Here is a 25928-nt window from a genome sequence, read left to right on the forward strand (position 1 = left end):
ATTTGCCCCGAATTCAGGTTATGTAGCCCGCTACGTGACCTGAATTCCGGTCAAATCTCCCGCAAACTATGACGCACAGCTGTCAGAAAGCAGTTTAAAAACACGTTCTATTTCCTCCCATAAGCGACAGATAGTATGCTTCCAGGTCAATACCCTGGGTCTGCATTGAAAAAAGCTGAATCTGGTTTCCTATGAGCAGGGAAGAAAGAGCAGGTCCCTGATCGATGCAGCCAAACAGATGAATTACACCGTCCGGAAGTACATCATAATCCGTACAATGCAGGTGCTGCTCAATCAAAGCAGATGCTTTATCCGGCTTATCCACACAAATTTCTAAATAAACACGGCATTTTTTTTCAAGATCCTTTGCTGAAATCTGTTCTATCATAACGCCTCTTTCAATAAATCCATAGCGGGTAACCAGATTTTCCAGCTCAGAGAGGATATGGCTGGAAATCAAGATGGTGATTTTCTGCTGATGGTTTAAATTTAATAAAAGGTTACGAAGCTCTACAATACCTTCCGGGTCCAACCCATTAATGGGTTCATCCAGGATTAAAAAAGAAGGGTGGCTCATCAGTGCAAGCGCAAGTCCCAGCCGCTGCTTCATACCAAGGGAGAAGTCTTTAAACTTTTTCTTGCCGCAGTCGTCAAGATGTACCTGTGCCAGAGCATCTTTCATATATTGCCTGCCGGTAATTCCACGTTGTATACGGTAATATTCTAAATTTTGCACTGCTGTGAAATCAGGAAAAAATCCCGGTGTCTCAATAATGCAGCCGATTTTGTGCCGGGAGATGTTCAGACCTCTTGCAGAATCTTCGCCAAACAGGCTTAGATTGCCTGAAGTAGGAGCTGTCTGTCCGGCAATTAATTTTAACAGAGTTGTTTTGCCCGCACCGTTGTTGCCTACCAGTCCGTAGATATCACCGGACTGAATCGTTATATCTGTTGGGGCAAGTGCTGTAAAATCCCCATATTTTTTACAGATCCCACTGGCGGTAAATATGTTGGCATTCATTTCTTTAAGTCCTTTCCAAAAGTGATATCTGTATTATAAGGGATGAAAAACAAATAAGCTCTTAAGCAAACTTAAAGAAATCATAAAGATGATTCGATGAAAGTCATGCATTTTAAGATTATGCCATCTTAAAGCCAATTCCCCATATGGTCTTAATATATTCTTCATCCCCGCATATCTTTGCTATTTTAGAACGAATATTGCTGATATGCACATTGATGGTATTGTCTTCTCCAAGGTAATTTCCATGCCATACTTCCTGATAAATGGCATTTTTGGAAAATACCCGGGATGGACTTTTTACAAGCAGCAGGAGGATGTCATATTCATAAATTGTAAGATTCAATGGAATCTCATCAATGGCAGCGCTTCTGGCATCTGCATCAATCGAGAGACTTTTGTATGTAAAGACCGCTTCATGAACAGGAATTGCTGAGTAGCTCTTGTATCTTCGCAGCTGGGCTTCCACTCTTGCAAGAATTTCGTCTCTGGCAAAAGGCTTCGTCATGTAATCATCAGCACCTGATTTTAAGAGGTAGACTTTGTCGTCCAGAGCAGTCTTTGCCGTCAGGACAATAACGGGTACATTGGATTTATTTCTGATATGCCCAAGCAGTTCTTCGCCGGAAATTCCCGGAAGCATCAGATCCATAATAATCAGATCATAATGGTCCAAAGAGAGGCAAAGTCTGGCTTCTGTACCGGAATAGGCAGAGGTGGTTTCATAGCCCTGCTTTTGGAGAATTTTTGACAAGAGACGGTTAATATCATTATCATCCTCAACGATTAAAATCTTTTCCATAATGGGGAATCCTTCTTTCAGTCTTATTTTTATCGGACATGGTTATTGTTACTTTTATGTACCTGTATGGAAATCTTGGTAATATATTGTGAATCATCTTTTTCTGCAATTTCATCTATGATTCCCTCTTTATAGGAATAATCACAGATTTCATAATGGTTTTCTTCAATAAAGTCCAACAGCTGCTGATATGCACTGTCTGCATTATAGTAATTTCCTTTAAGATAAGTAACCGCATAAAATCCGGCGGGTTTAAGAAATAATTGCGGGAGAGACAGCTGAGTAAGTACTTTGGTGAAAAAATATGCATAGGTATCAAAGGCTCCGCCTAAGAGACTTTCCTTGTCGATCATGGCGCCGAAGGGGTGCCCGACATTTAACTGATTTTGAAAACAAAAAGATAAATGTTCATAGAGGGTTTGTATGACAAGGTCATGATTGCTGCTGTGGATGGGGCGGCTTAAAATCAAATATTCTGCCGGGCATTCTACCAATATAACCTTTCCGGGATCTATCTGCCGGCTGGAGGTTACCAGTTCCATTTTTGTCTGTATGAGCCGGTTAATTCGCTCCAGATGCCGGATTTCCTGGGAAACTTTCTTTTGCTGTTCCGTGAGAAGCGCCATCAGTCTTGGCGGATTGCGGGAGTCCAGATAGGACTTAATCTCTTTGAGCGGCATACCGATTTCCTTTAATGCCGTTATGACAGCAAAGACATCGCATTGCTGTTCGGAATAATACCGGTACCCCCGGGCATCTGTTTTCACAGGAGAAAACAGACCGATTTCCTCATAGTGAATCAGTGTTCTTTTATTGGTGCCGCATAATTTGGCAAAAGCTCCGGTATTTATACATGGATTTGAATTTTTTTGCATAATTATACAATCTCCTCTTGACTATACCGTAACGGTATACCTTATTATAAAGCTGCTAATGAATTAGGTCAACTACAGGATACATTATATAGAAATAAGAGAACTGTTGCTATCGAAAAGGAGAACAATTATGCCAAAATTAAGCGACCGCGTAGGTACATTTACAGACTCTGTAATACGCAGAATGACAAGAATCAGTGATGAATATGATGCCATTAACCTTTCACAGGGATTTCCGGATTTTGATCCGCCAAAGGAAATCACCGATGCCCTGGCAAAAGCTGCAAAAGAAGGACCTCATCAGTACTCGATTACCTTTGGTGCTGAAAATTTCAGAGAAGCGCTTGCCAGAAAACACGGAAAGGGAATTGGAAGAACCATTAATCCGGAAACGGAAATCGTCGTAACCTGCGGAGGCACCGAAGCCATGATGGCAGCCATGATGACCGTCTGTAATCCGGGAGATAAGGTAGTTGTATTCTCACCGTTTTATGAAAATTACGGTGCAGATGCCATTTTGTCTGGAGCAGAGCCAATCTATGTGCCGCTGGTTCCGCCGGAATTTAATTTTGATGAAAAGGTTTTGGAAGATGCATTTAAGCAGAACGTAAAAGCAATTATCGTGTGTAATCCCTCAAATCCATGCGGAAAGGTATTTACCAGGGAAGAGCTTCTGACCATTGGAAGGCTTGCCGAGAAATACGATGCATTTATCATCACCGATGAAGTGTATGAACATATTATTTATAAGCCTTATGTGCATGTACCAATGGCGGGGCTTCCGGGAATGTATGAAAGAACCATTACCTGCAGTTCCCTGTCCAAGACGTATTCCATTACCGGATGGAGACTGGGATATCTGATCGGACCGGAAGAGGTAATTGAAAATGCAAAAAAAGTGCATGATTTCCTTACGGTAGGAGCGGCATCCCCATTACAGGAAGCAGCAACGGCAGGGCTGAATTTCGGTTCGGATTATTATGAAAATATGCAGCAGATGTATACGGAAAAAAGGGAGTATTTCTTAAAAGGACTGGATGATATCGGAATTGCCCACACTGTACCCCAGGGATCTTACTTTGTACTGGTAGATATCTCCAGGTATCTGGAGAATGAGATGTTTGCAGGATATTCAGATATGGAGTTCTGTGAATGGATGATTAAAAATATTGGAGTTGCAGCGGTTCCCGGCTCCAGCTTTTTCAAAGAAAACGTAAATCATTTGATTCGGCTGCATTTTGCAAGGGAAAAATCAACCCTAGAAGAAGCACTGCGCAGACTGAAGAAAATGGAACAGCTTTTAACAGATAAAAATGACGGTAAAACAGGGGATTTATAGAAAACATGGAACTTACATCTAATTGCATATAAAGTTCAGGAGAAAATAAAATGTCAGAATATACGGTTTCATTTACAAATTATACAATTGGTGCAGATGCATATCAGTCTTTTGGAACGGTCTGCGCAAAACTTGGCAAACGTTTTGTATTAATCGGAGGAGAGACAGCTTTAAGCAAGGGAAGAGAAAAGCTGTCAGCATCCATAGAGGGATCAGAACTTCGGATGGTGGAGTATATCGCCTCCGGAAAAGACTGTACATATAGCAGGATACATGAGCTGGCAGGACAGATAAAAAAACTGGGAGCAGACTTTATCGCAGGCATGGGAGGCGGTAAGGCGCTGGATACGGCAAAAGGTGTTGCCTGTGACCTGCAGATTCCGGTAGTGACACTGCCCACGATAGCAGCTACTTGTGCGGCTTCCACAGCTTTATCCGTAGTTTACCGTGAGGACGGATCTTTTGAGAGTTTTTATTATTTTGAAAAACCGGCGGTACATACATTTATTGATACACAGATTATTGCAGAAGCGCCCGATTGCTATCTGAGAGCTGGAATGGGAGACACCATTGCCAAACACTTCGAATGTCATCTTTCTGCAAGAGGAGACGAGCTGGATCACAGTTCCGCAATGGGAAGAGAAATCAGCAATCTATGTTATGAACCGGTATTAAAATATGGGCACCAGGCATTAGAGGACTGCAGGAAGCATCAGGTTACCTATTCCTTAACGCAGGTTATCCTGGCAAATGTGATAAGTACGGGAATGGTATCTCTTCTGGTTCACGATGATTATAATGGAGCAATTGCCCATTCCGTTTTCTATGGACTGGCAATCCTGCCAGGATTCGAGGAAAAGAATCTTCATGGAGATGTGGTTGCTTATGGTGTTCTGGTTCAGTTAGCAGTGGATGGACAGATAGAAGAGATGGAACGCCTGTATTGCTTTCTGAAGGAACTTTCTATGCCGGTAAAACTGGAAGATATGGGAATAAAAAACGACCGTGGGGGAATGGCTGAAGTTTTAAAGGAAATTGTACAGGGACCGGATCTTAAGCATATGCCTTATCACGTGTCAGAAGATATGATATTTGAGGGGATGCAGCAAGTAGAGAAATTGAGTATAGAGAATATGTGAAAGCCTATGGTATGCATATTAGAGCGTGCTTGAAAATTCTGATAAAAGTAATTTTGAAACACGCTATAGGAGGAAAGAAAAATTAATGAACACATCAGATGTAAATGTAAAAAATATAATAAAATTTGTCCTGTTCTCTGTTTTTGGCATTGGAATGTTTTTGATTCCCATACCAAAGGATAATTCCTTTACTACAGGAATTTCTGAACTGCAAAGTGCTGTTAAATCCTGGATGTCAGCGATTCTTCCATATTTTGTATTGATCCTGATGCTGGTAACAACAATTGTATCTGCAGTTGACTTTATCTGGAAACCAAAGTGGATCAGGGATCATAAGGCATTAACAAGAATATTTAAGGTGTCGCCATTTTATCTCATAACAAAAATTTTAAGTCTGGTTATTACGGCTATGGTTATATTCAAGGTGGGGCCGGAGTTAATTATTTCTGCGGATACCGGGGCAAATATGGTGAGTCTGGCGGGTTCCCTCGTATGCATTGTACTGGCATTTAGTTTTATTATGCCTTTTCTGACCGATTGCGGAATTATGGAATTTTTGGGAGTCATAGCAAAACCAGTGGTAAGGCCGCTATTTCGTGTTCCGGGAAGAGCATCTGTGGATTTAATTGCATCCTGGTTCGGGGCATCTAATGCTGCTGTAATTCTAACCCGTGAGCAGTACAACGGAGGATATTATACCGGAAGGGAAGCATCTGTCATCATGACAAATTTCTCCCTTGTTTCCGTTCCGTTCTGTCTGTTAGTTGCAGAGACCCTGGAGATCACCCAGGTATTTCCAAGCTTTTACTTTGTAATCTGTATTGTAGGAATCTTCCTGGCTTTCGTACTCACAAGAATTCGTCCGCTTTCAAAAATACCGGATGAGTATAATCCGAAGACCGGAAAACGCATTCAGGAAGAAGTACCATCGCACATTTCCACCCTGGGCTGGGCAATGGAACAGAGCTGCAAACGTGCCGGAGAATTTGGTGTACATACGGTAATAAGCTCTGGGATGAAAGTGCTGACCGGAATGTTTTTTGACCTGATCCCAATTGTAATAACCTGGGGAACGGTCAGCCTCATATTGGTAGAATATACACCTATTTTTCAATGGATCTCTTATCCAATGGGGTGGTACCTGCAGTTACTGGGTGTGGAACATGCATTCCAGGCAGCACCGGCAACCCTGGTCGGGTTTGTAGACATGTTTATCCCGGCATTGTTAATCAGTTCCATCACCTCTGTGAAAACAAAATTTATCATCGGGGTACTGTCTCTTGTCCAGATTATATACCTTACGGAAGTAGGGGCGGTAATTATTAAAAGTAAGGTTCCTATGGGATTAAAAGAGTTGATTATTATCTTTTTGGAAAGAACAATTATAAGTTTGCCGATTATTGTGTTGCTGGCTAATATATTGATTAAATAAATACTTTGTATAATGAAGCGGGGCACGTTTACTTTTTCAGTAATCGTGCCCCGTTTTTATAGGTTTTATTATGTCTATCTAGAAGATTATATTTATAATTAAAAATATTCTGTAATATGCTTAATTTTTTGAAGTATAGCCGATTATGTAGAATTAGTACCTCAGCAAACGATTTATCAATAGCTCACAATAGGAAATAAATTTGGGGAAAATATGACGTAAAGTGGGGCATATAGATAGTTTTAAATACGATCTTGCTTACACTTCTAAGAATTTGCTTTAATTTCTATACTGAAGTAATCTTTCTCTTGAGCGCAATATATTATTAACTGATCAGAGTATTCTAAGTTTGGAGTGACAGTTCCTATTTTAGCACTATTTATATAATCTATTAAGACTTGTTCTTTATAATATTCTTTTAGGCTCTCTAATATAGTTTTCAGCGTTTCCAAGATTTCTTTTCTTAATTTTATATTATCTAAAGGAGTATTATTCTTAATTGTGTAAGAAACAGAATAGACTTTTTCGTCAGCATCGCTACCCAAATAGATGTCAATAGTGTCAGCCTCATTTATTAAGTGTATGTATGATTCACCATTAAATATCAGGTGGATCAGGAGGAGTTTTTTGTCTATTTGCTTTTGGTAGTGTAAGCAATGGCTGCGCATGTTCTGAGAACCCGCCTTTTTCCTAATAGGAATCAACAAGTATCTGTGCACTTCAATTTAGTTGAAAATATGGTACTTTCATGCTAAGATAAACATAATATTAAATTTTACGGAGGGGTATCATGGACTATAGAACATATTTGAGAAATTATCCTGATAAAGATGGTCGATTCGGACCTTATGGGGGTGCTTATCTGACCGAGGAATTAAAACCGGCCTTTGAAGAAATTGCAGATGCATATCAGACAATCTGTCATTCATCCCAGTTTATCAATGAATTACGAAGAATCCGCAAGGAATTTCAGGGAAGGCCGACACCGGTTTATCATTGCGAGCGTTTATCAGGACTTTTAGGAAACTGCCAGATTTATTTAAAAAGAGAAGACTTAAATCATACAGGAGCACATAAGCTGAACCATTGCATGGGTGAGGGGTTACTTGCAAAATTCATGGGCAAGAAGCGTCTGATTGCAGAAACAGGGGCAGGACAGCATGGAGTGGCACTGGCTACGGCAGCTGCATTTTTTGGTTTAGAGTGTGAAATTCATATGGGAGAAGTTGATATTGCGAAGCAGGCTCCAAATGTGACAAGAATGAAGATCCTGGGTGCAAAGGTAGTTCCCGTTTCCCATGGTCTTAAAACTTTAAAAGAAGCGGTAGATTCTGCATTTGAATCCTATGCCAAAAATTATAAAGATTCTATCTATTGTATCGGATCAGCACTTGGACCACATCCATTCCCTTTGATGGTAAGAGATTTTCAATCGGTTGTGGGATATGAAGCGAAAGACCAGTTTAAGGAAATGACAGGACTGCTTCCGGATGTTGTCTGTGCATGTGTAGGCGGAGGAAGTAATTCCATCGGTATGTTTATACCATTCCTGGAAGAGGCAGTGGATATTGTGGGAATCGAACCCCTGGGGCGTGGATCAGGACTTGGGGATCATGCGGCATCCATGACTTATGGAGAAAAAGGGGTTATGCACGGTTTCGAGAGTATTATGCTGAAGGATGACAAAGGAGAACCGGCACCGGTTTACTCCATTGCCAGCGGGCTGGATTATCCGTCTGTAGGTCCGGAACATGCATTTTTAAGAGATTTGGAAAGAGTACAGTATACAACTGCCAGTGACGAAGATGCTATGGAAGCATTCTTTAAGCTTTCACGCTATGAGGGAATTATTCCTGCAATTGAAAGTTCACATGCAGTAGCTTATGCCATGAAGAAAGCACAGGAAATGAAACAGGGATCTATCCTGGTATGCCTGAGTGGAAGAGGCGATAAGGATATTGATTATGTGGTTGAACATTATGGATATGGGGAACAATTCCTGTAAGAAAATATTGTATAACCCACGGAAGTAGTGTATAATACTTTGTATATCAAAGTAAATTAATGGCTAACAGCCAGGTGAGGATCCAAAGAAAGAGGTGATAATGTGAATACGCATGATACGATAAATGATGTGTTGGTTAATTTGTTTAATGACATTATGGCAATAGAAGAAAAAGCGATTATTACAGGTGAATTTAAAGATATATCCAACAACGATATGCACATTATCGAGGCAATCGGTGAAAACGACGCAAAAAATATGTCTACTGTTGCAAAATCCCTTTCAGTAACAATGGGTACACTGACGATTGCCATTAACAGTCTTGTAAAAAAAGGATATGTGGATAGAATCCGCAGTGAAAAGGACAGGCGTGTTGTGCTGATTTCTCTTTCTGAAAAAGGAAAGCGGGCATTTAGCCATCACAAACAATTCCATGAACAGATGGTTAAAGCGACCATAAAGGGACTTTCCAGGGATGAGATGAAAGTTTTGGGACAGGCGCTGTCCAATTTAAAAGAGTTCTTTCGGAACTACTAGTGCATCCAGGCATAAATATGCCACTATATACCGACGTATTTACGCCGGGATGCACTAGTTTTAAAAAGATCAAATGCAGGAGAAGCCGAAAACTATAAAATTAGTTTTCGGCTTCTTTTTGTACAAATAATAGTAGCATTGCCCACAACTATTAGACGAAAGTGCATAGGAACGGTTGAAAAAAAGAGGTAGATTAATAGCAGTGTATCTAGTGCCGCCCGGCACTAGTCCATAAAGCTTTTAGAAAACTGAAATGAAGAGGAGAATAGTAATGCGGCAGACAAAATGGGTATGGGGGCAGATAAAAGGGTTTCAGAGAATATATATAATTTATCTGATGCTTTCTATGATTCCCCAGGTTATGATGTTGATAAACCCAATGATTACACAGCGTATTGTGGATGAGGTTCTTTATCAGATTGCGGACTTTCAGGGAAATATGGATCCCCTTATCAGACACTTAATTATGCTAATTATTTTAATGATTGTGTTTACTGGTATACGGACACTGATTCGCTATATTTCCATAGTCGGTATAGAGGATTGCGGGCAGTTGTTTCTGGTTTCAGTAAAGGATAAGATTTATGGTAAGCTGCAGCGCCAGGATCGGGCTTTTTATAAATGCCATAAGACTGGAGATCTGATGACCAGAGTGACCGGTGATGTGGAAATGGGTAAGCATGGTCTGGTTCATCTTCTGAGAGGATTTTTGGAGTGTGCCGTTCTTTATGGGGCAAGTGCGATTTATATGTTTACAAAGGATGTGGTACTCACGTTTTCCCTGATGGTATTTACGCCTCTTATTTTTATTGTTACATATCGGTTTGCAGTCACGGCTCATCCATACTATGTTGCACTGCGTGAGAAGTTATCTGTTTTAAACAGCAATGCGCAGGAGAATATCGAGGGAAACCGCATTGTAAAGGCATTTACCCGTGAGAAATATGAAAAGGAAAAATTCAAGAATAAAAACTGGGAGTTCAGGAACGCAAATCTGAAAGCATCGTTGGTATGGCTGCGCTATTATCCTGCCATTGAAGGATTTTCCCAGGCACTGCCTGTAGTGGTATTGATACTGGGAGGATATTTCCTGATGACAGGAAGGATTAGCGGAGGTACTTTCCTTGCTTTCAACAGTCTCTGCTGGACGTTAGCGGCGCCAATGCGTACCCTGGGTATGCTGATTAATGATACCCAAAGATTCTTTGCGAGCATGGATAAGGTCATCGACCTCTATGAAGCAGAGCCGTCTATTAAAAATAAAGAAGACGGCAGTCAGTTAAAGGTGGACCGTCTAAAGGGAGCCATTGAATTCCAGGATGTAAGTGTTCAATTAGAGCATAGTGACATATTAGAGCACGTAAATCTTAAAATCAATCCGGGTGAGACGGTAACCATTATGGGCGCAACCGGTTCTGGAAAGACTACCATTATTAACTGTATCTCCCGGTTTATTGATGTGACAGGAGGCCGTGTCCTCCTGGATGGTATTGACGTAAGGGATTATGATCTTGATACACTTAGAAGAAACATTGGAGTAGCGAATCAGGACGTTTTTCTGTTTTCAGATACGGTTGATCAAAATATTGCTTTTGGAAATACGAATTTGCACCGCCATGAAATAGAGCGGTCGGCAAAACTTGCAAAGGCCGATTTTATCTGGAACATGGGACAGGGATTTGAAACGATAGTCGGAGAGCGTGGAACCGGTCTTTCTGGCGGGCAAAAGCAGAGACTGGCGCTTGCAAGAGCGTTGGCAGTGAAACCACCTATTTTGATTCTGGATGATACCACTTCTGCAGTTGATATGGAAACGGAAACCTCTATCCAGGAAAATCTGGAGCATCTGGATGCTCAATGCACAAAACTTATTATTGCACAGAGGTTTTTTACTGCACGAAAATCCGATAAGATTATTATTTTGGAAAAGGGGAAAATCGTGGAATGCGGAACCCACAAAGAGCTTTTGAAAGCAAAAGGATATTATGCTGATATTTATATGCTCCAAAAGGGGCTGTCCACTATGGATGAAATAGATTTGGAGCTTGAGAAAGGAGGGGAGCAGGATGGCTAAAAACAGATTTGATCAAGACGAAAGCCTTGAAAAAGAATTTGACTTTTCTCATATGAAAAGATCAATTGTATACGTGAACCGCCATCGTAAGAAGATGATTATCTCACTTCTGCTGTCGGCAGCATCCGTTATCTGCTCCCTGATTCCGGCAAAAATTATCGGTTATGCAGTGGATAATACTATTCCGAAAAAAGATATGCAGCAGCTTATTACGCTTACGGCAGCTATGGTAGTATTAATTGGGATCAGCGTGGCGCTTGCCGTGGTGCGGGCTAAAATCATGGCATATGTAGGTCAGGATATTATTTTTGACATTCGAAATGATTTGTTCGAAAAGCTGCAAAAGCTGCCGTTTAAATATTATGACGAACGTCCTCATGGAAAAATTCTGGTCAGGGTAATCAATTATGTAAACAACGTTTCAGATATGCTGTCCAATGGTATTATTAACTTTATTCTGGAAACATTCAATATTATATTTATTTTATTTTTTATGCTGACGACCAGTGTTAAGCTGACACTCATTGTTTTGGCAGGAATTCCGGTTTTGGTTGCAGGTCTTCTGTATCTGAAGCCAAAGCAGCGTAAAGCATGGCAGTCGGTCAATAATAAAGGATCCAATATGAATGCATATTTTCAGGAGAGTATTAATGGGGTTACCATTACACAGAATTTTGTGCGTCAGCAGGAGAATGAAGCGATTTTTAAAGAGTTAAATACTGAGAATTACAATGCATGCATGCGAGCCCTCAGACTGGCATATCTGATTTCTCCTATTGTCGATATGGTGGCAGTGGCTGCGGTGGGGGCCATGTATCTGGCAGGTGTGGCATGGCTAAAGCCTGTGGTAAGCTTTGGTGTTATCCTTGTGATGGGGGATTATGCATGGAGAATGTGGCAGCCTATCATTAACATTGCCAATCTTTACAATAACCTGTTAAATACAATGTCTTACCTGGAACGTATTTTTGAAATTATGGATGAGCCGGTGGACATTGAAGACAAACCAGAAGCAGTCAAGCTTCCGCCCATCACGGGACAGGTTGATTTTGAGGATGTAACTTTTGCTTATGAGGGGGCCCAGAATATACTGGAGCATATGGACCTGCATATAAAGCCGGGAGAGCATATTGCGTTGGTTGGGCCTACAGGTGCAGGAAAGTCTACAGTTGTAAATCTTTTATCCAGGTTTTATGATGTTAATGCCGGAAGGATTCTTGTGGATGGGCATGACATCTCAGAGGTAACGCTTCATTCTCTGCGGGAACAGATGGGAGTCATGCAGCAGGACAGCTTTATATTTTCGGGGACGGTGTCAGATAATGTGCGCTATGGCAGACTGGAAGCCAGTGATGAGGAAATCGAAAAAGCGTGTGAAACAGTATGCGCGGCAGAATTTATCAGGGAGATGGAGCATGGTTTTCAGACAAATGTGGGAGAGAACGGAGGAACACTTTCACAGGGACAAAAGCAGCTGCTTGCATTTGCAAGGACACTGCTGCGTAATCCTAAAATACTGATTTTGGATGAGGCTACCTCATCCGTGGATACGAAGACAGAAAGGCTCCTGCAGGAGGGGCTTCAGAAACTTATGGAGGGAAGAACATCTTTTGTTGTAGCACACAGACTGTCCACCATTAAGAACTGTACCAGAATCCTCTATATTTCCGATAAGGGAATTGCTGAGAGTGGAAGCCATGATGAACTCATGTGCCGGAAGGGACTTTATTATAATCTGGTTATGTCACAGTCTAAATAATAAATCATGGTAAACTCTTTCGATATTCGTTGGCAGTTTTCCCGGTAATTTTTTTAAAGGATTTGTTAAAAAACCGATAGTCGGAATACCCTACCTGATTGCTGATTTCCGTAATGGAAAGGCTGGGATCTAAAAGCAGCTCACATGCCTTCTCTATTCGGATGTGCTGCAGATATTCTACAATGCCGGATCCGGTTGCCTGCTTAAACAAGCTCGACAAGTAACTTTTACTTAAGAAGAAATTACCGGAAAGTTCTCCAATGGTAATTTTTTGAGAATAATTATTCTTTAAGTATTCGATGCAGTCTGGGATTAACTGGTGGAGATAACGGTTATCCTGAGTGCTTGCCGGAGTAGTTTTCATTTTATAGAAGCGATGGATTTTCAATAAAAGCTCGCAGAGAGTAAGCTTCAGTATCTGGATGTAATTGATACCCTCTGTAGTAAATTCCAAATATAATTTTTCATAAAGCTGTTCAATATCCGTGCGCATGGAGCCCTGGAGACGGAGATCAGGGGTATAAATGATTTCTTCTGCATAGAGCGATTTGTAGAGCATGATGTCCGTCAGTTCTGTCAGAAGCGGAAGGCTTATATTTATATCCGAAATAAACTGGGGCAGAAATGCCAGGTTATATACAACTAAATGCTCAGAATTTGTCCTGTCAGTAGGATAGAAGCAGTGTGCAGTCTGGGAATTTATAATATAGAGTTCACCCTTGCTTACCGGATAGGTAATATCGTTATACAAATGAAAGCCCTTTCCGTCGCATACGTAAGCAATTTCTATAAAATCGTGGGTATGTACCTTCAAATCTGAGAATTCGGTATGGTAATATTTTTCTATATAAAAAGAAAGTTCTTTTTTGGGAAATATATGGTCCGGGGTTAGATTTGGAATATCCATGGAAAATCCTTTCTGTATGGCTGGCTAGTGCCTCCCGGCGTAAATACGCCACTATATAGCACCCGCTATCCGCGCCAGCTGCACGTCTGTGAATCTAGTCGTAGCCCGCTACGCCGTCGATTCACAGACGCACACCTGACACAGATATCAGGCACTATATATCGACGTATTTACGCCGGGAGGCAATAGTCACGTTTATTTGATACCTTTATAATCATTATATAAACAAACAGTAAATTGTCAACTGGATCTGGCAAGAACGTGAAATTCCGCAATAAAGTAGAATAAGCACACTTTTGCATGAAGATACCGTATATTCCGCAAAAACTTACTATGTTATTATAAAATAAAACATTACGATTCAGCAGTTACTATCCCCAAGGCAATAGCAGCAAAGGAACTGAGTAAAGGAACTGAGTAAAGGAACTGAGTAAAGGAACTGAGTAAAGGAATTGAGCAAAGGAAATGAGTAAAGATTCTTAATAAAGACACTTAGTAACGGCACAAAGGTGTGGGGATTATTAATCAATCAGAGAAACAGGAGGAAAGGACATAATGAATTTAGAAAAACGTCAGGAGTTGTTTCAGCATCCAACAAGGAAATACCGGGGCAAGCCATTTTGGTCATGGAATGGAAAACTGGAGGAGCAAGAGCTTTTGCGCCAGATTGATATTATTAAGGAAATGGGGTTTGGTGGTTATTTTATGCATTCCCGTACAGGACTGGAGACAGAGTATCTGGGTGAAGAGTGGTTTGAACTGATCAATAAATGTGCGGAGTATGGCGAAAAGGAAGGAATGGAGTCCTGGTTGTATGATGAGGACAGGTGGCCATCAGGCAGTGCCGGGGGCATGGTCACAAAAGAAGAGAAATACCGTGCGATGTATGTGGAGATGATCTATAAAAATGAGGAGGAACTGGCAGAACTCCAATGGAACGAAAACATTGCGGCTGTGTTTGCATGCAGGGTAAGAGATGGTATTTTTAGTAGTAAGCGTTTGTTAAAAGAGGGAGATTGTCTGCCTGGCGGCGAAAAGGCTGTGGTATTCCGTCTGCGCCATTCTCAGTGTAACGATAATTACAATGGTTACTGCTATCTGGATACGATGAACAAAGAAGCGGTACAGCGCTATATTGAAGTAACACACGAAAAATATAAAGAAAATAGCGGTGATAAATTCGGGGTGGAAATCCAGGGTATCTTTACAGATGAACCCCATCGGGGAGGCTGTTTTACCGACTTTGCAGAGGGGGAAGTCAATGCGGCGCCATATACACCGGGTATGTTTGCGGAGTTTGAAAAGCGATTCGGGTATAGTCTGCTTGAAAATCTGCCAGAACTATTTTTACGAAAAAAAGCAGGAGAGATATCTAAGGTAAAGCGGGATTATTTTGAATTGTGCCAGCAGCTTTTTTTAGAAAATTTTGCAATACCGATCTACAATTGGTGTAAGGAACATAAATTAATTTTCACGGGTCATGTTTTGCATGAGGATTCTCTTTGTGCCCAATCGGTTATGCAGGGGTCCCTGATGCGCTTTTATGAATATATGGAATATCCGGGAATTGATCTACTGGCAGAACATACACAGTGTTATTGGGCTGCAAAACAGATTGATTCGGTTGCACGGCAGCTTAAAAAGGAGTGGGTACTGTCTGAGTTGTACGGATGTACAGGGTGGCAGACTAATTTTGAGTCCTATAAGAATATTGGTGACTGGCAGGCACTTTTCGGAATCAATTTAAGATGTCCGCATCTTTCCTGGTATACCATGAAGGGAGAAGCAAAGCGGGATTATCCGGCAAGTATTTTACATCAATCATCCTGGTATACCGATTATCATTATGTGGAAGATTATTATTCCAGAATTCATGCGATTTTGCATGATGGTAAGGCGGAATGCGGGCTGCTGGTAATCAACCCGATCGAAAGTGTCTGGGCGCGCGCATACAGCGGAGCTTTTAATGGACTAAGTGCAGCAGATACACAGATAGAACGGTTAGAAAGACAGTATGCGGAAGTATTTCATGCCTTAACGGACAACCGGATTGACTTTGATTACGGTGAAGAAGATATCATGGCACGTCATGGCCGTGTGGAAAATGGAACCCTGTATGTGGGAGCCTGTGCCTATACCAAAGTTTTGGTAGCCGGTGCAGATACTCTGCGGGGCAGTACGGTAGAACTTTTGCAGAAGCTGGTAAGACAAGGGGGCAGGGTCATTTTTGCGGGCGATATTCCTGCCTATATGGATGCAGAGGCATCAGAGGAAATAAAACTGCTGGCAAAAGAAGCTGTTATCGTTCCGTATGAAGAGGGTGCGATTGCGGGTGCCTGCAGAAATGGACAAGAGATAGAAGTTACATCCGAAGGAAGTCATATGATTTATGCCAAAAGTATGGTGGTTGAGGGTGGAAGAGTCGTTATGCTTTTAAATACAGACAGAAAGAATGGATATGACAATGTAAAAGTTAACCTTGGAAAAGGAACATACCCGGAGTTGTGGAATGCCCGTGATGGTAAAATTACAAAACCGTTATATAACATACAGGACGACCGTATAGAAATCACGATTAATCTGGAGGCTGGGGGAGAACGGCTCTATATGATTTCCGATACAGTGCGGGACTTACCTGCCGGGGAGATTTGGGAAGGTACAAAGGAGGTCACACTTCCGGAAACCTTCTCCTACGCTCTGAGTGAGGAAAATATCTGTGTGCTGGATATGGTAACCGTACAGAATAAAACCGGTTTGAAATTACCAAGGCAAGAGGTATTAAAGGCAGATCGTGCATTGCGTGATTTCTATAAGATTCCCTACCGTGGAGGTGAAATGCTCCAGCCATGGTATGAGGTCAAATTCGGCGGTGGAGATAAAGAACTGCTGACGCAGCTTACTGCAGAGTATAGCGTAGAGATTTCTGTACTTCCGTCAGGCGTTCATCTTGTGGCAGAGGATTTAGCGCATATTTGCGGGGTAATCATAAATGGAAGGGAAGTGCCGGCAGTCAGTGCCGGAAAGTGGATTGATATCTGTTTTGACAGAATTTCTATTCCGGATGATGTCTGGAAGGAAGGGCATAATACAGTGACCCTGGTTATGGACTATTATAAGACCTGCGGACTGGAGTCTGTTTACTTAACAGGCGGCTTTGGAGTGGACTTCCATGACGGAAAACCGGTGCTGGCAAGGTTACCAGAGAAACTATCTATTGGAGATATATCAAACCAGGGACTCCCTTTTTATTCGGGCAGTGTGATTTATCATGTGGATGGGTGTGAAGATAAAAAGGTATGTGTAAGTGTGGAAGAATTCGGAGGGGCACTGGTCAAGTTAATTGGAAAAGAAGAAGTGATTCTCGCCTTCCAGCCTCATAGGGCAGTAATTGAAAATTTGCGCGCTATTCAGGTTGTGCTGACCAGACGAAACACCTTTGGACCATTCCATCAGATTCCTAAAGTGGCATATGCTTACGGACCAGCTAATTTCCTGACAGAAGGAAAAGAGTGGCAGGACGAATATGTGCTTTATGAGCAAGGGATTTTAAAGAAACCAGTCATACAAAGCTAGACAACTATAGAATTACAGGATGGCAGCATACAGCGTATAAACAACTGCTGATGCTGCCATTTTTATAGCTATACAGTTTAGCAGAGAAATAGTAACCTTATCAGAAGATTAGTGATTTGCCTAATGAATCACCTGTTTACGAAAACTGGAAGGTGTAAATCCTGTTTCCTGTTTGAATTTACGACGAAAGCTGGAAGTGTTTACATATCCTACCGATATACTGATTTGGTCAATGGACAGATCAGAATTCATCAGAAGTTCTTTTGCTTTTTCCAGGCGGATCGTCCATAAATAATCAGAAAAGTTTTGATCGAACTTTTTTTTGAACAGATAACTTATATATGCAATACTTACATGAAAAGTATCAGCCAGGGTGGAAATGGAGAAGTCGGGTGAAGCATAATTATCATGGATGATTTGCCTGATCTGCGTAGTATGTATCGCAGCATTTTCGTGCTCTGTTTCAAAGGTTTTCAGTAGTTTTTCTATGCTTTCGGCAATCTCCAGGCTTTTTTCCTGATAAGGACAGCTGCGGCACAAATATAGGGTTTCAAAATACAGGTCACTAAATGTCCTGAACTTGATGCTCATACGGTTCATGCTATTGATGATGATCGTGAGAATATCAATCAAAACACATCGGACGAAGAAGTCTGGAAAAGCATTTCCGTGTTTTGCAGCCTTGTCAATCAGAGATAAGAGTTCGGTTATCTGCGTTCGTGCATTGGGGAAATCCTGAATTTTTAGATATCCGCTCAGATTGTCCAGCTGTTTATAAGGGTAGGAAAAGCTGGTACCCGGAGGGAGTGTGGACTCGATTTCCGGATATGAAATAATGGGGGCCTGGGACCAGTAGCTGCTTGCACGAACAGCATTTTCATATAAGGAGGGAATTTCAAGCGGCGATGTGGTGCTGTTGCTGAGGGCAGCCATACATCCCGTTTCATCATAAAGATCGGACAGAAGCAGCAGGAGAACCTCGTCCTTGTTTTTTTCTATCCCGGTGTAATTTACCATAAATGCCGCATAGTCCTTATCGGCCTCAAGCATAGCACAGGAATTGTGCCCCGGCAGTGCATCATCCAGAAATGCCAGATATTCATTCCACAAAATTGATTTTCTGGGAATGGGGCTGGATACTTTGATTACAAAAATGTGGTTATCCGGCTCCATGCTGAAAAATTGATCAATATCAGGAAAATGATCCAAATTAGGGTGGTCAATATTTGTAACAATGGAATCCAGAATGGATTTCTGCATGGAAAGGCGGTATTTATCAATTCGGTTTTGCAATTCTTCATTTTCAGAAAGGGCGGTAGTAAAAGCACTGTCTAGCTGCTCTACATAACTTTGATTTGGCACAAGCGTATGTACCATCTTCGTAGTAAGTTTATGAAGAGGCCAATAAGTAACACGCATTGCCCATAGAATTAATATCATTCCCAGTAAAGCAAGCAGCAGAAGCACTATATAAGTATTGCGAAATGCAATATTTACCTGATTAAGAATTGCTGCATTAGAAAAAAGTGCCAGAAACGAAAAGTTGCTGTTTAGCTTTTTTGATATATAAAGGGATTCCTCCCGGTTTAAGTGAGAACCATTGGACAGCTTTTCAGGATCTGATAAATAGGGAATCATCGCACTTGTGTTGCTTCCGGAGACAATCTGATGTTCAGGAGTGGTCAGACAGATGGAGGTAATTCCGGTGGAAATATCAGTTGTCATGATATTTTCCAGCTCGCGGCCGTTGATGATATAAAAGATTGCATATTTCTCAGACCCATGGTTGGCGGGAAGATAAATCAGCAGCTCAGAGGTATCATCAAAAAGGTATATCAACTGTCCCGTTACTGCATCCAGATAGGCATTCAAATCAAATGAAAGATAACGGGAACCGGTATAAATCTGGTATTTTCCATCCTGCTTGCGAACATATTTGCCGGAGGAGAGGATGGAATCACTTTGCAGATCCGTATATACGATCGTATTGATAAAGCTGTTGCTGATTACATAGTTATTTAGTTGTTTGGCAGCCTGATAGCGATACCAGTTCTCATTTTTGTAACGGGAAAGAATTAGATTGATGTCTTTCGTAAGCATAGACTGTATTTGATTGATATCAGACAGTCCATTTTCAAATTGTTCCTGAACATGGGCAAGGCGTTTAACTGTCTGTTCACTTAAGTCTTTTGAATAAATATTTTTCAGCTGAGAGCGAACAGCAAAGAAAAAGCCAAAGAATAAAAGACTTAAAATGATAAAGTAAGATAAAAAATATTTAATCAGGGTAGTGTTTTTTCTGCCCGATGTAAGTTTTTTAAGATATTTCATATAGACTCCTTAGGACAAGTATCCGTTACGAATAAAGTTAATATATCCACGATACCGGGGCAAAAACTTATGGTACTATAATGTGGGACTTTTGAGCCAGGTATCTAAATAGCTTATCTTCGCCTTTTTTAGGATTGATTAGCACATTTCAGCTAGCGTAAAATTTTACTCGGATAATGAAAAATAAATAGAAAGAGGCCACCATTTTGTGATAAAGTATTAAGCACGACCAAAATACATACAAAGAAAGGTGACCTCTATGATTAACAGTATAAAGTATTTTGAAGAAAAATGCATCAACAAATTTGAAAAACTGGAAAATGAATTTATGAAAGAGCCATTAAAGCTGGCTGAGTATGTCCATAGTCTGACAGATGAGCTGCACAATCTGGGCTTAAGAATGATCCAGGAATCATTGGAAAGTATGAATGAAATGCTGAGAAAGAGCCAGAAAAGGCTGCAGCACTGGTCAGTAGAATCCCATGAGACTAAACAATTGCTCACATCGCTGGGGACAGTTACATTTAAAAAGACCCTGTTCACGAATAAAGAGACCGGCAAAAGTGAATATCTGCTGGACCGTATTCTTGGACTGGAAAGAAACGAGCGTATTACGGAGGACGCATTGGCAAGAATGCTAAAGGAAGCTGTGCAGACATCCTATAGACGGGGAGGAGAAGAAAGCAGCCTGACAGGGAACGTGAAGAAACAGACTGTAAAAAATAAAATTCATGGATTGAAATTCCCCAAAAATGAAGAAAAACCAAAGAAGAAAAAAGAAGTTGATTATCTGTATATTGAAGCAGATGAAGACCATGCTTCTCTCCAGTTTCGGGAGAAGAAAGGGGATCTTAGAGAAAATGAGAATCACCAGAAGAATAACTGTCTGATCACCAAACTGGTTTATGTTCATGAGGGAATCGAGAAAGAGGCACCAAAGAGTAAACGTCATAAACTGATAAACCCGTACTACTTCTGCGGTGTCAGCCATGGAGAAGAAAACAATCAATTTTGGGACGAAATCTATGAATATATGAATAATCATTACGATCTCGATAAGGTTAAGAAAATCTATCTGAATGCAGATGGAGGGGGCTGGATTAAATCAGGAATGAAGCGGATGGCAGGAATAACGTATGTGCTGGATGAATTTCATCTGGAAAAGTATCTGACCAGGCTGACGAGCCACATGAAAGACAGCCGGGAGGATGCGGCAGATGAACTGCGGACTGCAATCAGGAGTAAGACGAAAAAAGAGTTTGAAAGAACCGTAGAAAGACTGGAAGGCTATCTGGAAAACGAAAGAGAAACAAAGCGAATGTCGGAAGCAAAAGCCTATATCCTGTCGAACTGGACAGCAGCGAGGCTGCGGTTAAAACATAAAGACGGAGTAAAAGGAAGCAGTACAGAAGGCCATGTGAGCCATGTATTATCCAGCAGAATGAGTTCAAGGCCGATGGGATGGAGTATGACAGGAGCAGCAAAAATGGCACAGTTAAGAGCCTATAGTGAAAACAGAGGAGAAATGCTGGAATTGGTAAGATACCAAAAAAAGGATGTGCCAAAGGCAGTGGGGGAGGAGTATGAAGTATTGAGCAGTACACAGATATTACAGTCAGAAAGAAGCAGACATGGAGAACTGGGAAAATACACAGAAAGCATAAGCCATAGTCTGTCATTGCAGAGTAAAAAAATCATGTATTTCAATGAGCATATCTGGGGATTGTAAAAAGGGAACAAAAAAAGAGAAAGAGGGATAAACCGGAAACAGCTCAGAAAACTGGGCTTGCTTTGCATACCCAAAAGAGGTATATTAAATACATAAGCCATTGCCTGATACGTTATCAGCGCATCATGGGTGAACTCTACACCATTATTTCCGAAGGTAAATTTACGCAACCGCACATTTCAATAAAAGTAGACTTTTTTTTACGTATGATATATAATCAAAATATAGGAAAAAGGCACGAAATTACCAGTTTACAGACTGTCAAAAAAAGTCTACTTTTTTGTCATTTCCGGCATGATATATAGTGCGTATACATGGAATATATAGACGAAAAGTGTTTGAAAATTCATTCCTGCCAGATGCACACACCATGCCATCAAAAGTAAGGGGCTGTCGGTTAATACCAATTTTTAGCCTCTGATTTATAAGAAAGAGATAACTTTGTAGAATTCAGGCTTTTTCAAAGCCTTGAACCGCTACAGGGTTATCTCTTTTTTGGGACCTATTTATTTTAGGGCGCAGAAACCCCTTGTTTTGATTTTGGGAAGTGCTTCCTTGGATCCCAGGCACAGGGGGGATATGATTCCTGCTGAGCGGGGAATCCCTGGAAAAATGCAGGAAGCTGCTGCAGGGAGATAATAAAAAAGTAGTTCGTTTTCGAGAGATTCCAGTTTGAAAATAGTATGGTATTTAAAGTCAAAAAAAAGTATAAATGAAGCATAGAAACAAATACCTGTTTAAGTATTCTGGTGATATGTCAAGCGATTTTTCAAAAAGATTTTGATATGTTTTAACTAAAAAAGGGTGCACTTAATAGGTGTATTGGTGACTCTCCGGCGGTTGGCGCGCTTTTGTATGGAGACAGCGCTGATAAGTACAATATTTAAGCAGTTTGCTAAAAATCTTGTTTCTTGTTATTTGATAAGAGAGCTATCTATAATAAATCAGAGCATGTTTGAAACTTTCACTGATCAAGAGGTTTAGCTTAGATTGATAAAGAGATCTTCAAACAGTTCTCACACAGCGAAACTTACAAAGAAAATAAGGAGATTATAATGAAATTTTCAAAAGACTTTATATTTGGAACAGCCACCAGTGCGGCACAGGTGGAAGGAGCTGCGTTAAAAGATGGAAGGGGGAAGTCAATCTGGGATGTATTTGCCGGAATCCCCGGTAAAATTGTGGATGGGTCCAGTCCTGAGACAGCTTGTAACATGTATAATTCGTACAAAGAAGATCTTAAGCTTGCGAAAGAACTAAACATGCAGTCTTACCGGTTTTCTTTTTCCTGGTCCCGGATTTTCCCGGAGGGGAAGGGAAGCGTAAATCAAAAAGGACTTGATTTTTACAAACGTATGGTAGATGAAATGTTCAAAAATGGATTGATGCCCAATGCCACACTATACCATTGGGATTTGCCCTATGAGCTGGAAAAAGAGGGAGGCTGGTTAAACAGGGATATTGTAAACTGGTTTGGTGAGTATGCATCCTTGCTGTTTCGTGAATTTAGGGATGTGATACCTATGTGGGCAACAATCAATGAGCCGATAGCCACTTATGTGGGATACGGTTTGGGGGGCTTTGCGCCAGGCCATCAGGGTGAAGATTTGGGGCGCCAGGCTAACCATCATGTTCTTATGGCACATGGGGAGGGGGTAAAACGGTTCCGTTCAGAGCAGGCAAAAGACAGCAAAATAGGCATTGTAATAGATATGTGGAACCATCATCCGTTTCGCAGGGAGAATCCTGAGGATTGTAAAATCGCGGAATTAGAAAATGAAAAATCATATCGTTCCTATTTGAACCCCATCTTTCGGGGGTGCTATACCAGGGAACTGCTTCAATATATGAAGGAAACCAACAGCACTCCGAATATGAAGGATGAAGATATGATGCTGATCCAACAACCCCTGGATTATTTTGGACTGAACTGTTATAACCGGGTACTGGATTGCGCAGATCCCACATTGCTTCAGGATGACAGGAAAGAGAAAAACAAGGGCGGCAACTATATGGACAATGGAAGTGAGTACTATCCCAAGGCGGTCTATGATGCAATACATATTTTAGAGGATGATTATAAAATAGGAATACCGATTTATATCACAGAAAATGGAACTTTTAACTGCGGGGAGGAGATACAGCCGGATGGAAGAATTCATGATACACAGCGTATCCGCTATATCGAAGGATTCCTGAAGTGGATTCATAAAGCAATTGAAGAAGGTGCTGATGTAAGAGGTTATTATGCATGGAGTCTGCTGGATAACTGGGAATGGAGCGCAGGCTACACCTACCGGTTTGGTTTGGTGCATACTGATTTTGCTACACAGAAGCGCATTTTAAAGGATAGTGCTCACTGGTATAGAGATGTAATTGCTGCAAGAGAACTCTAGAGCGTTTTTTAAAATTGCTTTCTGGCAGTTGTGCGTCACAGTCAAACACGCTCTAGAGCGAACAATTTCATCTTAAATTTGGGTTTAGCTGAATAATGACGCTTTGTAGATGAAGGTAGTGTACGGAAAGAGAAGGGGACGGACCAGGACATTGGTTTGGTTCGTTTCTTCATTCTACAGACGCAGTCAGGGCACAATATTCAATCATTATTGGTTGAATATTGTGCTTTTTTTATTAGAATAAAAGAATATTATTCTGTAATCTGCCAATTAGTGGATGCAATAATTAAGCGTTATATCAAAAATCTTGTCTCTTGTTCACTGGAAAGAGAGCACCTATAATGAATACAGAGTTTATCGAGAGAGGCGCCTCAAAGAGAACGAATATCAAAAACAGGAGGTATTTATTTATGAAGTTTAGAAGATTTATGTCGCTGTTGTGTGCAGCAGTTATGTTGGTATCTGTAACGGGATGTGGTGGCAGCAAAGATACTGCAAATGTGGAACCTGCGGATAAAACGGAAACCGGGGCAGAGGCCGACGGGGGAGAGATTACGTTTCCGCTGAAAGATACAAAGGAATACAGCGTATTTGCAATTCTGGATGGGGAATATGATCTAAAGGATAATGTTGCAATGCAGAAGGCTTTAAGTGATGCAAATATCTCCTTTAACTACCAGTCTGTTATGGGCGCGGATTTGTCAGAAAAGAAAAACCTGGTATTAGCTTCCGGCGAGTATCCGGATATTTTCTACAAAGCAAGTTTTACAGCAACAGAATTAGATAAATATGGAAAACAAAAGATTCTCATTCCATTAGAGGATATGATCAGGCAGTATGCACCTAATTTATGCGCACTTTTAGATAAGGTTGACGGATGGGATTATATTACTGCTTCGGACGGGCATATCTATTCACTGCCGGAAATTGATAAAGAAACGCCGCTATTATCCCCTTATTGGCTGAATCATAGGTGGCTGGAGAATCTGGGGCTGAAAGAGCCGGCTAATCTGGATGAGTTGTATACAGTATTAAAGGAATTCAAGGAAAAAGATGCAAATGGAAATGGGGACGTAAACGATGAGATTCCAATCACGGGTACGGATGTTGTAAAGCCGGAGCTGCTGCTGCCTTACTTTGGAGTTCCTTATGATGCGGTAACAAAGGCTGCTGTTTTAGATGGAAAATTAACCTATATTCCAACCTCCGATGTATACAAAGAGTTTGTTGCATATATAACAAAGCTATATCAGGAAGGGCTGATGGATAAAAACGTATTTACGCAGAAACATGAGCAGCAGGGAGCAATTGGACAGTCCGGAGATGTTTTTGGTTCTTTCTTTGATGCAGGTGCATTCCTGACGGTTGGACGTGATAATGATGATGATTATGCTATCCTGACGCCGTTTGAAGATGGAATCTATCCGATTTCTTCCGGTATCACCGCAGGAACTTTAGCCATAACAGATACCTGTGAAAATCCGGAAGTTATTATAGCCTGGGCAGATCAATTTTACACAGAAGAGGGCGGAATACTGGCATGGCTGGGTGTAGAAGGTGAGACGTGGAAAAAAGATGCTGAAGGCAATTGGGAGTGGATCATTGGAAATGGATATGGAGATGACATTGCAGCGGTACGCAGCAATGGTACGATTCAGGGTGCAGCGTATCATCCGTCTATTCAGCCGGAGTATTGGTTTAGCGGTATGTCAGAAGAAGTTGACCCGGATGAGGTTTACTTAAATAAAGAACGTGCCAAGGTAACAGAAAAAGGTGCGATACCCCTTCCGGTAATGAGATACAGCGACGATGATGCAAAGGAAATATCCACCTTAAAGGCTGACCTGGATGCTTATATTGATCAGTATTTGGCACAGGTTGCAACCGGAGAACTTGATCTGGAAAGCAGTTGGGAAGAATATGTTACTACGATAAACAATATGGGTGGAGCCCAGTTGAGTGAAATTTATCAGAGAGCATATACAGAGGCCATGGCTAAATAAGCTGCT

General features: G+C 41.1%; 18 protein-coding genes. 11 read left to right on the forward strand and 7 right to left on the reverse strand.

Going from position 1 to position 25928, the window contains the following annotated elements:
- Positions 1 to 13: 13 nt before the first annotated feature.
- From CD03_RS40085 to CD03_RS0122435, 4 genes are all read right to left on the reverse strand, one after another.
- The gene (locus tag CD03_RS40085; protein WP_377146913.1) at positions 14 to 79 is read right to left on the reverse strand and encodes a DUF6783 domain-containing protein; all 66 of its coding nucleotides are present in this window, start codon (positions 77 to 79) and stop codon (positions 14 to 16) included.
- A 15-nt stretch (positions 80 to 94) separates the two neighbouring features.
- Entirely contained in the window at positions 95 to 1021 is a 927-nt protein-coding gene (locus CD03_RS0122425; RefSeq protein ID WP_027295544.1) for an ABC transporter ATP-binding protein, read from the reverse strand.
- A 118-nt stretch (positions 1022 to 1139) separates the two neighbouring features.
- Entirely contained in the window at positions 1140 to 1823 is a 684-nt protein-coding gene (locus CD03_RS0122430) for a response regulator transcription factor (protein WP_027295545.1), read from the reverse strand.
- A gap of 29 nt (positions 1824 to 1852) precedes the next feature.
- Positions 1853 to 2698: a MerR family transcriptional regulator gene (locus CD03_RS0122435; protein WP_027295546.1), complete on the reverse strand. Its 846-nt coding sequence runs from the start codon at positions 2696 to 2698 to the stop codon at positions 1853 to 1855.
- 130 nt (positions 2699 to 2828) lie between these two features.
- Here CD03_RS0122435 and CD03_RS0122440 point away from each other — a divergent pair, with 130 nt between their 5' ends.
- The 3 genes from CD03_RS0122440 to CD03_RS0122450 all read left to right on the forward strand — a co-directional run bounded on the left by CD03_RS0122440 (position 2829) and on the right by CD03_RS0122450 (position 6608).
- Positions 2829 to 4037, forward strand: coding sequence for a pyridoxal phosphate-dependent aminotransferase (locus tag CD03_RS0122440; RefSeq protein ID WP_027295547.1), 1209 nt, complete (start codon positions 2829 to 2831; stop codon positions 4035 to 4037).
- Positions 4038 to 4087: 50 nt separating this feature from the next.
- Positions 4088 to 5176, forward strand: a complete 1089-nt coding sequence (locus CD03_RS0122445) for an iron-containing alcohol dehydrogenase family protein (RefSeq protein WP_027295548.1) — start codon at positions 4088 to 4090, stop codon at positions 5174 to 5176.
- Positions 5177 to 5261: 85 nt separating this feature from the next.
- Positions 5262 to 6608: a YjiH family protein gene (locus CD03_RS0122450; protein ID WP_027295549.1), complete on the forward strand. Its 1347-nt coding sequence runs from the start codon at positions 5262 to 5264 to the stop codon at positions 6606 to 6608.
- Between the two features lie 266 nt (positions 6609 to 6874).
- On the opposite strand, the gene CD03_RS0122455 is transcribed toward CD03_RS0122450, so the two are convergent.
- Positions 6875 to 7153: a hypothetical protein gene (locus CD03_RS0122455; RefSeq protein ID WP_156042996.1), complete on the reverse strand. Its 279-nt coding sequence runs from the start codon at positions 7151 to 7153 to the stop codon at positions 6875 to 6877.
- Positions 7154 to 7398: 245 nt separating this feature from the next.
- On the opposite strand from CD03_RS0122455, the gene trpB reads away from it, so the two are divergent.
- The 4 genes from trpB (at position 7399) to CD03_RS0122475 (ending at position 12983) form a co-directional block, all read left to right on the forward strand.
- Entirely contained in the window at positions 7399 to 8613 is a 1215-nt protein-coding gene (gene trpB / locus CD03_RS0122460) for a tryptophan synthase subunit beta (protein WP_027295551.1), read from the forward strand.
- Positions 8614 to 8715: 102 nt separating this feature from the next.
- A complete protein-coding gene (locus tag CD03_RS0122465; protein WP_027295552.1) occupies positions 8716 to 9150 on the forward strand; it encodes a MarR family winged helix-turn-helix transcriptional regulator in 435 nt (144 codons plus the stop codon).
- A gap of 253 nt (positions 9151 to 9403) precedes the next feature.
- Entirely contained in the window at positions 9404 to 11224 is a 1821-nt protein-coding gene (locus CD03_RS0122470; RefSeq protein WP_197041689.1) for an ABC transporter ATP-binding protein, read from the forward strand.
- Entirely contained in the window at positions 11217 to 12983 is a 1767-nt protein-coding gene (locus tag CD03_RS0122475; RefSeq protein ID WP_027295554.1) for an ABC transporter ATP-binding protein, read from the forward strand. Before CD03_RS0122470 ends, CD03_RS0122475 begins: the two co-directional genes overlap by 8 nt.
- Before the next feature lie 4 nt (positions 12984 to 12987).
- Here CD03_RS0122475 and CD03_RS34435 read toward each other — a convergent pair whose 3' ends face one another.
- Positions 12988 to 13890 carry an AraC family transcriptional regulator gene (locus tag CD03_RS34435; protein WP_052377925.1) on the reverse strand — a complete coding sequence of 301 codons (903 nt, stop codon included), beginning with the start codon at positions 13888 to 13890 and terminating at the stop codon, positions 12988 to 12990.
- 555 nt (positions 13891 to 14445) lie between these two features.
- Between CD03_RS34435 and CD03_RS34440 the strand changes: the two genes are divergently transcribed.
- The gene (locus tag CD03_RS34440) at positions 14446 to 17463 is read left to right on the forward strand and encodes a hypothetical protein (protein ID WP_044289601.1); all 3018 of its coding nucleotides are present in this window, start codon (positions 14446 to 14448) and stop codon (positions 17461 to 17463) included.
- Positions 17464 to 17583: 120 nt separating this feature from the next.
- On the opposite strand, the gene CD03_RS0122490 is transcribed toward CD03_RS34440, so the two are convergent.
- Entirely contained in the window at positions 17584 to 19794 is a 2211-nt protein-coding gene (locus CD03_RS0122490) for a helix-turn-helix domain-containing protein (protein ID WP_027295555.1), read from the reverse strand.
- Positions 19795 to 20053: 259 nt separating this feature from the next.
- Between CD03_RS0122490 and CD03_RS0122495 the strand changes: the two genes are divergently transcribed.
- The 3 genes from CD03_RS0122495 (at position 20054) to CD03_RS0122510 (ending at position 25922) form a co-directional block, all read left to right on the forward strand.
- Positions 20054 to 21523 carry an ISLre2 family transposase gene (locus CD03_RS0122495; RefSeq protein WP_027295463.1) on the forward strand — a complete coding sequence of 490 codons (1470 nt, stop codon included), beginning with the start codon at positions 20054 to 20056 and terminating at the stop codon, positions 21521 to 21523.
- A gap of 1055 nt (positions 21524 to 22578) precedes the next feature.
- Positions 22579 to 23919: a GH1 family beta-glucosidase gene (locus tag CD03_RS0122505; protein WP_052377926.1), complete on the forward strand. Its 1341-nt coding sequence runs from the start codon at positions 22579 to 22581 to the stop codon at positions 23917 to 23919.
- Positions 23920 to 24329: 410 nt separating this feature from the next.
- Positions 24330 to 25922, forward strand: coding sequence for an extracellular solute-binding protein (locus CD03_RS0122510; protein ID WP_027295557.1), 1593 nt, complete (start codon positions 24330 to 24332; stop codon positions 25920 to 25922).
- Positions 25923 to 25928: the final 6 nt, after the last annotated feature.

The organism is Robinsoniella sp. KNHs210 (assembly GCF_000686105.1).
GTDB classification, from domain to species: Bacteria; Bacillota; Clostridia; order Lachnospirales; family Lachnospiraceae; genus Robinsoniella; species Robinsoniella peoriensis.

Coding starts and splice junctions, on each gene's coding strand:
- CD03_RS0122425 (WP_027295544.1), bottom strand. CDS start 1,021: ATGAATGCCAACATATTTACCGCCAGTGGGATCTGTAAAAAATATGGG.
- CD03_RS0122470 (WP_197041689.1), top strand. CDS start 9,404: ATGAAGAGGAGAATAGTAATGCGGCAGACAAAATGGGTATGGGGGCAG.
- CD03_RS0122445 (WP_027295548.1), top strand. CDS start 4,088: ATGTCAGAATATACGGTTTCATTTACAAATTATACAATTGGTGCAGAT.
- CD03_RS0122510 (WP_027295557.1), top strand. CDS start 24,330: ATGAAGTTTAGAAGATTTATGTCGCTGTTGTGTGCAGCAGTTATGTTG.
- CD03_RS0122435 (WP_027295546.1), bottom strand. CDS start 2,698: ATGCAAAAAAATTCAAATCCATGTATAAATACCGGAGCTTTTGCCAAA.
- CD03_RS0122495 (WP_027295463.1), top strand. CDS start 20,054: ATGATTAACAGTATAAAGTATTTTGAAGAAAAATGCATCAACAAATTT.
- trpB (WP_027295551.1), top strand. CDS start 7,399: ATGGACTATAGAACATATTTGAGAAATTATCCTGATAAAGATGGTCGA.
- CD03_RS34435 (WP_052377925.1), bottom strand. CDS start 13,890: ATGGATATTCCAAATCTAACCCCGGACCATATATTTCCCAAAAAAGAA.
- CD03_RS0122490 (WP_027295555.1), bottom strand. CDS start 19,794: ATGAAATATCTTAAAAAACTTACATCGGGCAGAAAAAACACTACCCTG.
- CD03_RS0122450 (WP_027295549.1), top strand. CDS start 5,262: ATGAACACATCAGATGTAAATGTAAAAAATATAATAAAATTTGTCCTG.
- CD03_RS0122440 (WP_027295547.1), top strand. CDS start 2,829: ATGCCAAAATTAAGCGACCGCGTAGGTACATTTACAGACTCTGTAATA.
- CD03_RS34440 (WP_044289601.1), top strand. CDS start 14,446: ATGAATTTAGAAAAACGTCAGGAGTTGTTTCAGCATCCAACAAGGAAA.
- CD03_RS0122505 (WP_052377926.1), top strand. CDS start 22,579: ATGAAATTTTCAAAAGACTTTATATTTGGAACAGCCACCAGTGCGGCA.
- CD03_RS0122430 (WP_027295545.1), bottom strand. CDS start 1,823: ATGGAAAAGATTTTAATCGTTGAGGATGATAATGATATTAACCGTCTC.
- CD03_RS0122475 (WP_027295554.1), top strand. CDS start 11,217: ATGGCTAAAAACAGATTTGATCAAGACGAAAGCCTTGAAAAAGAATTT.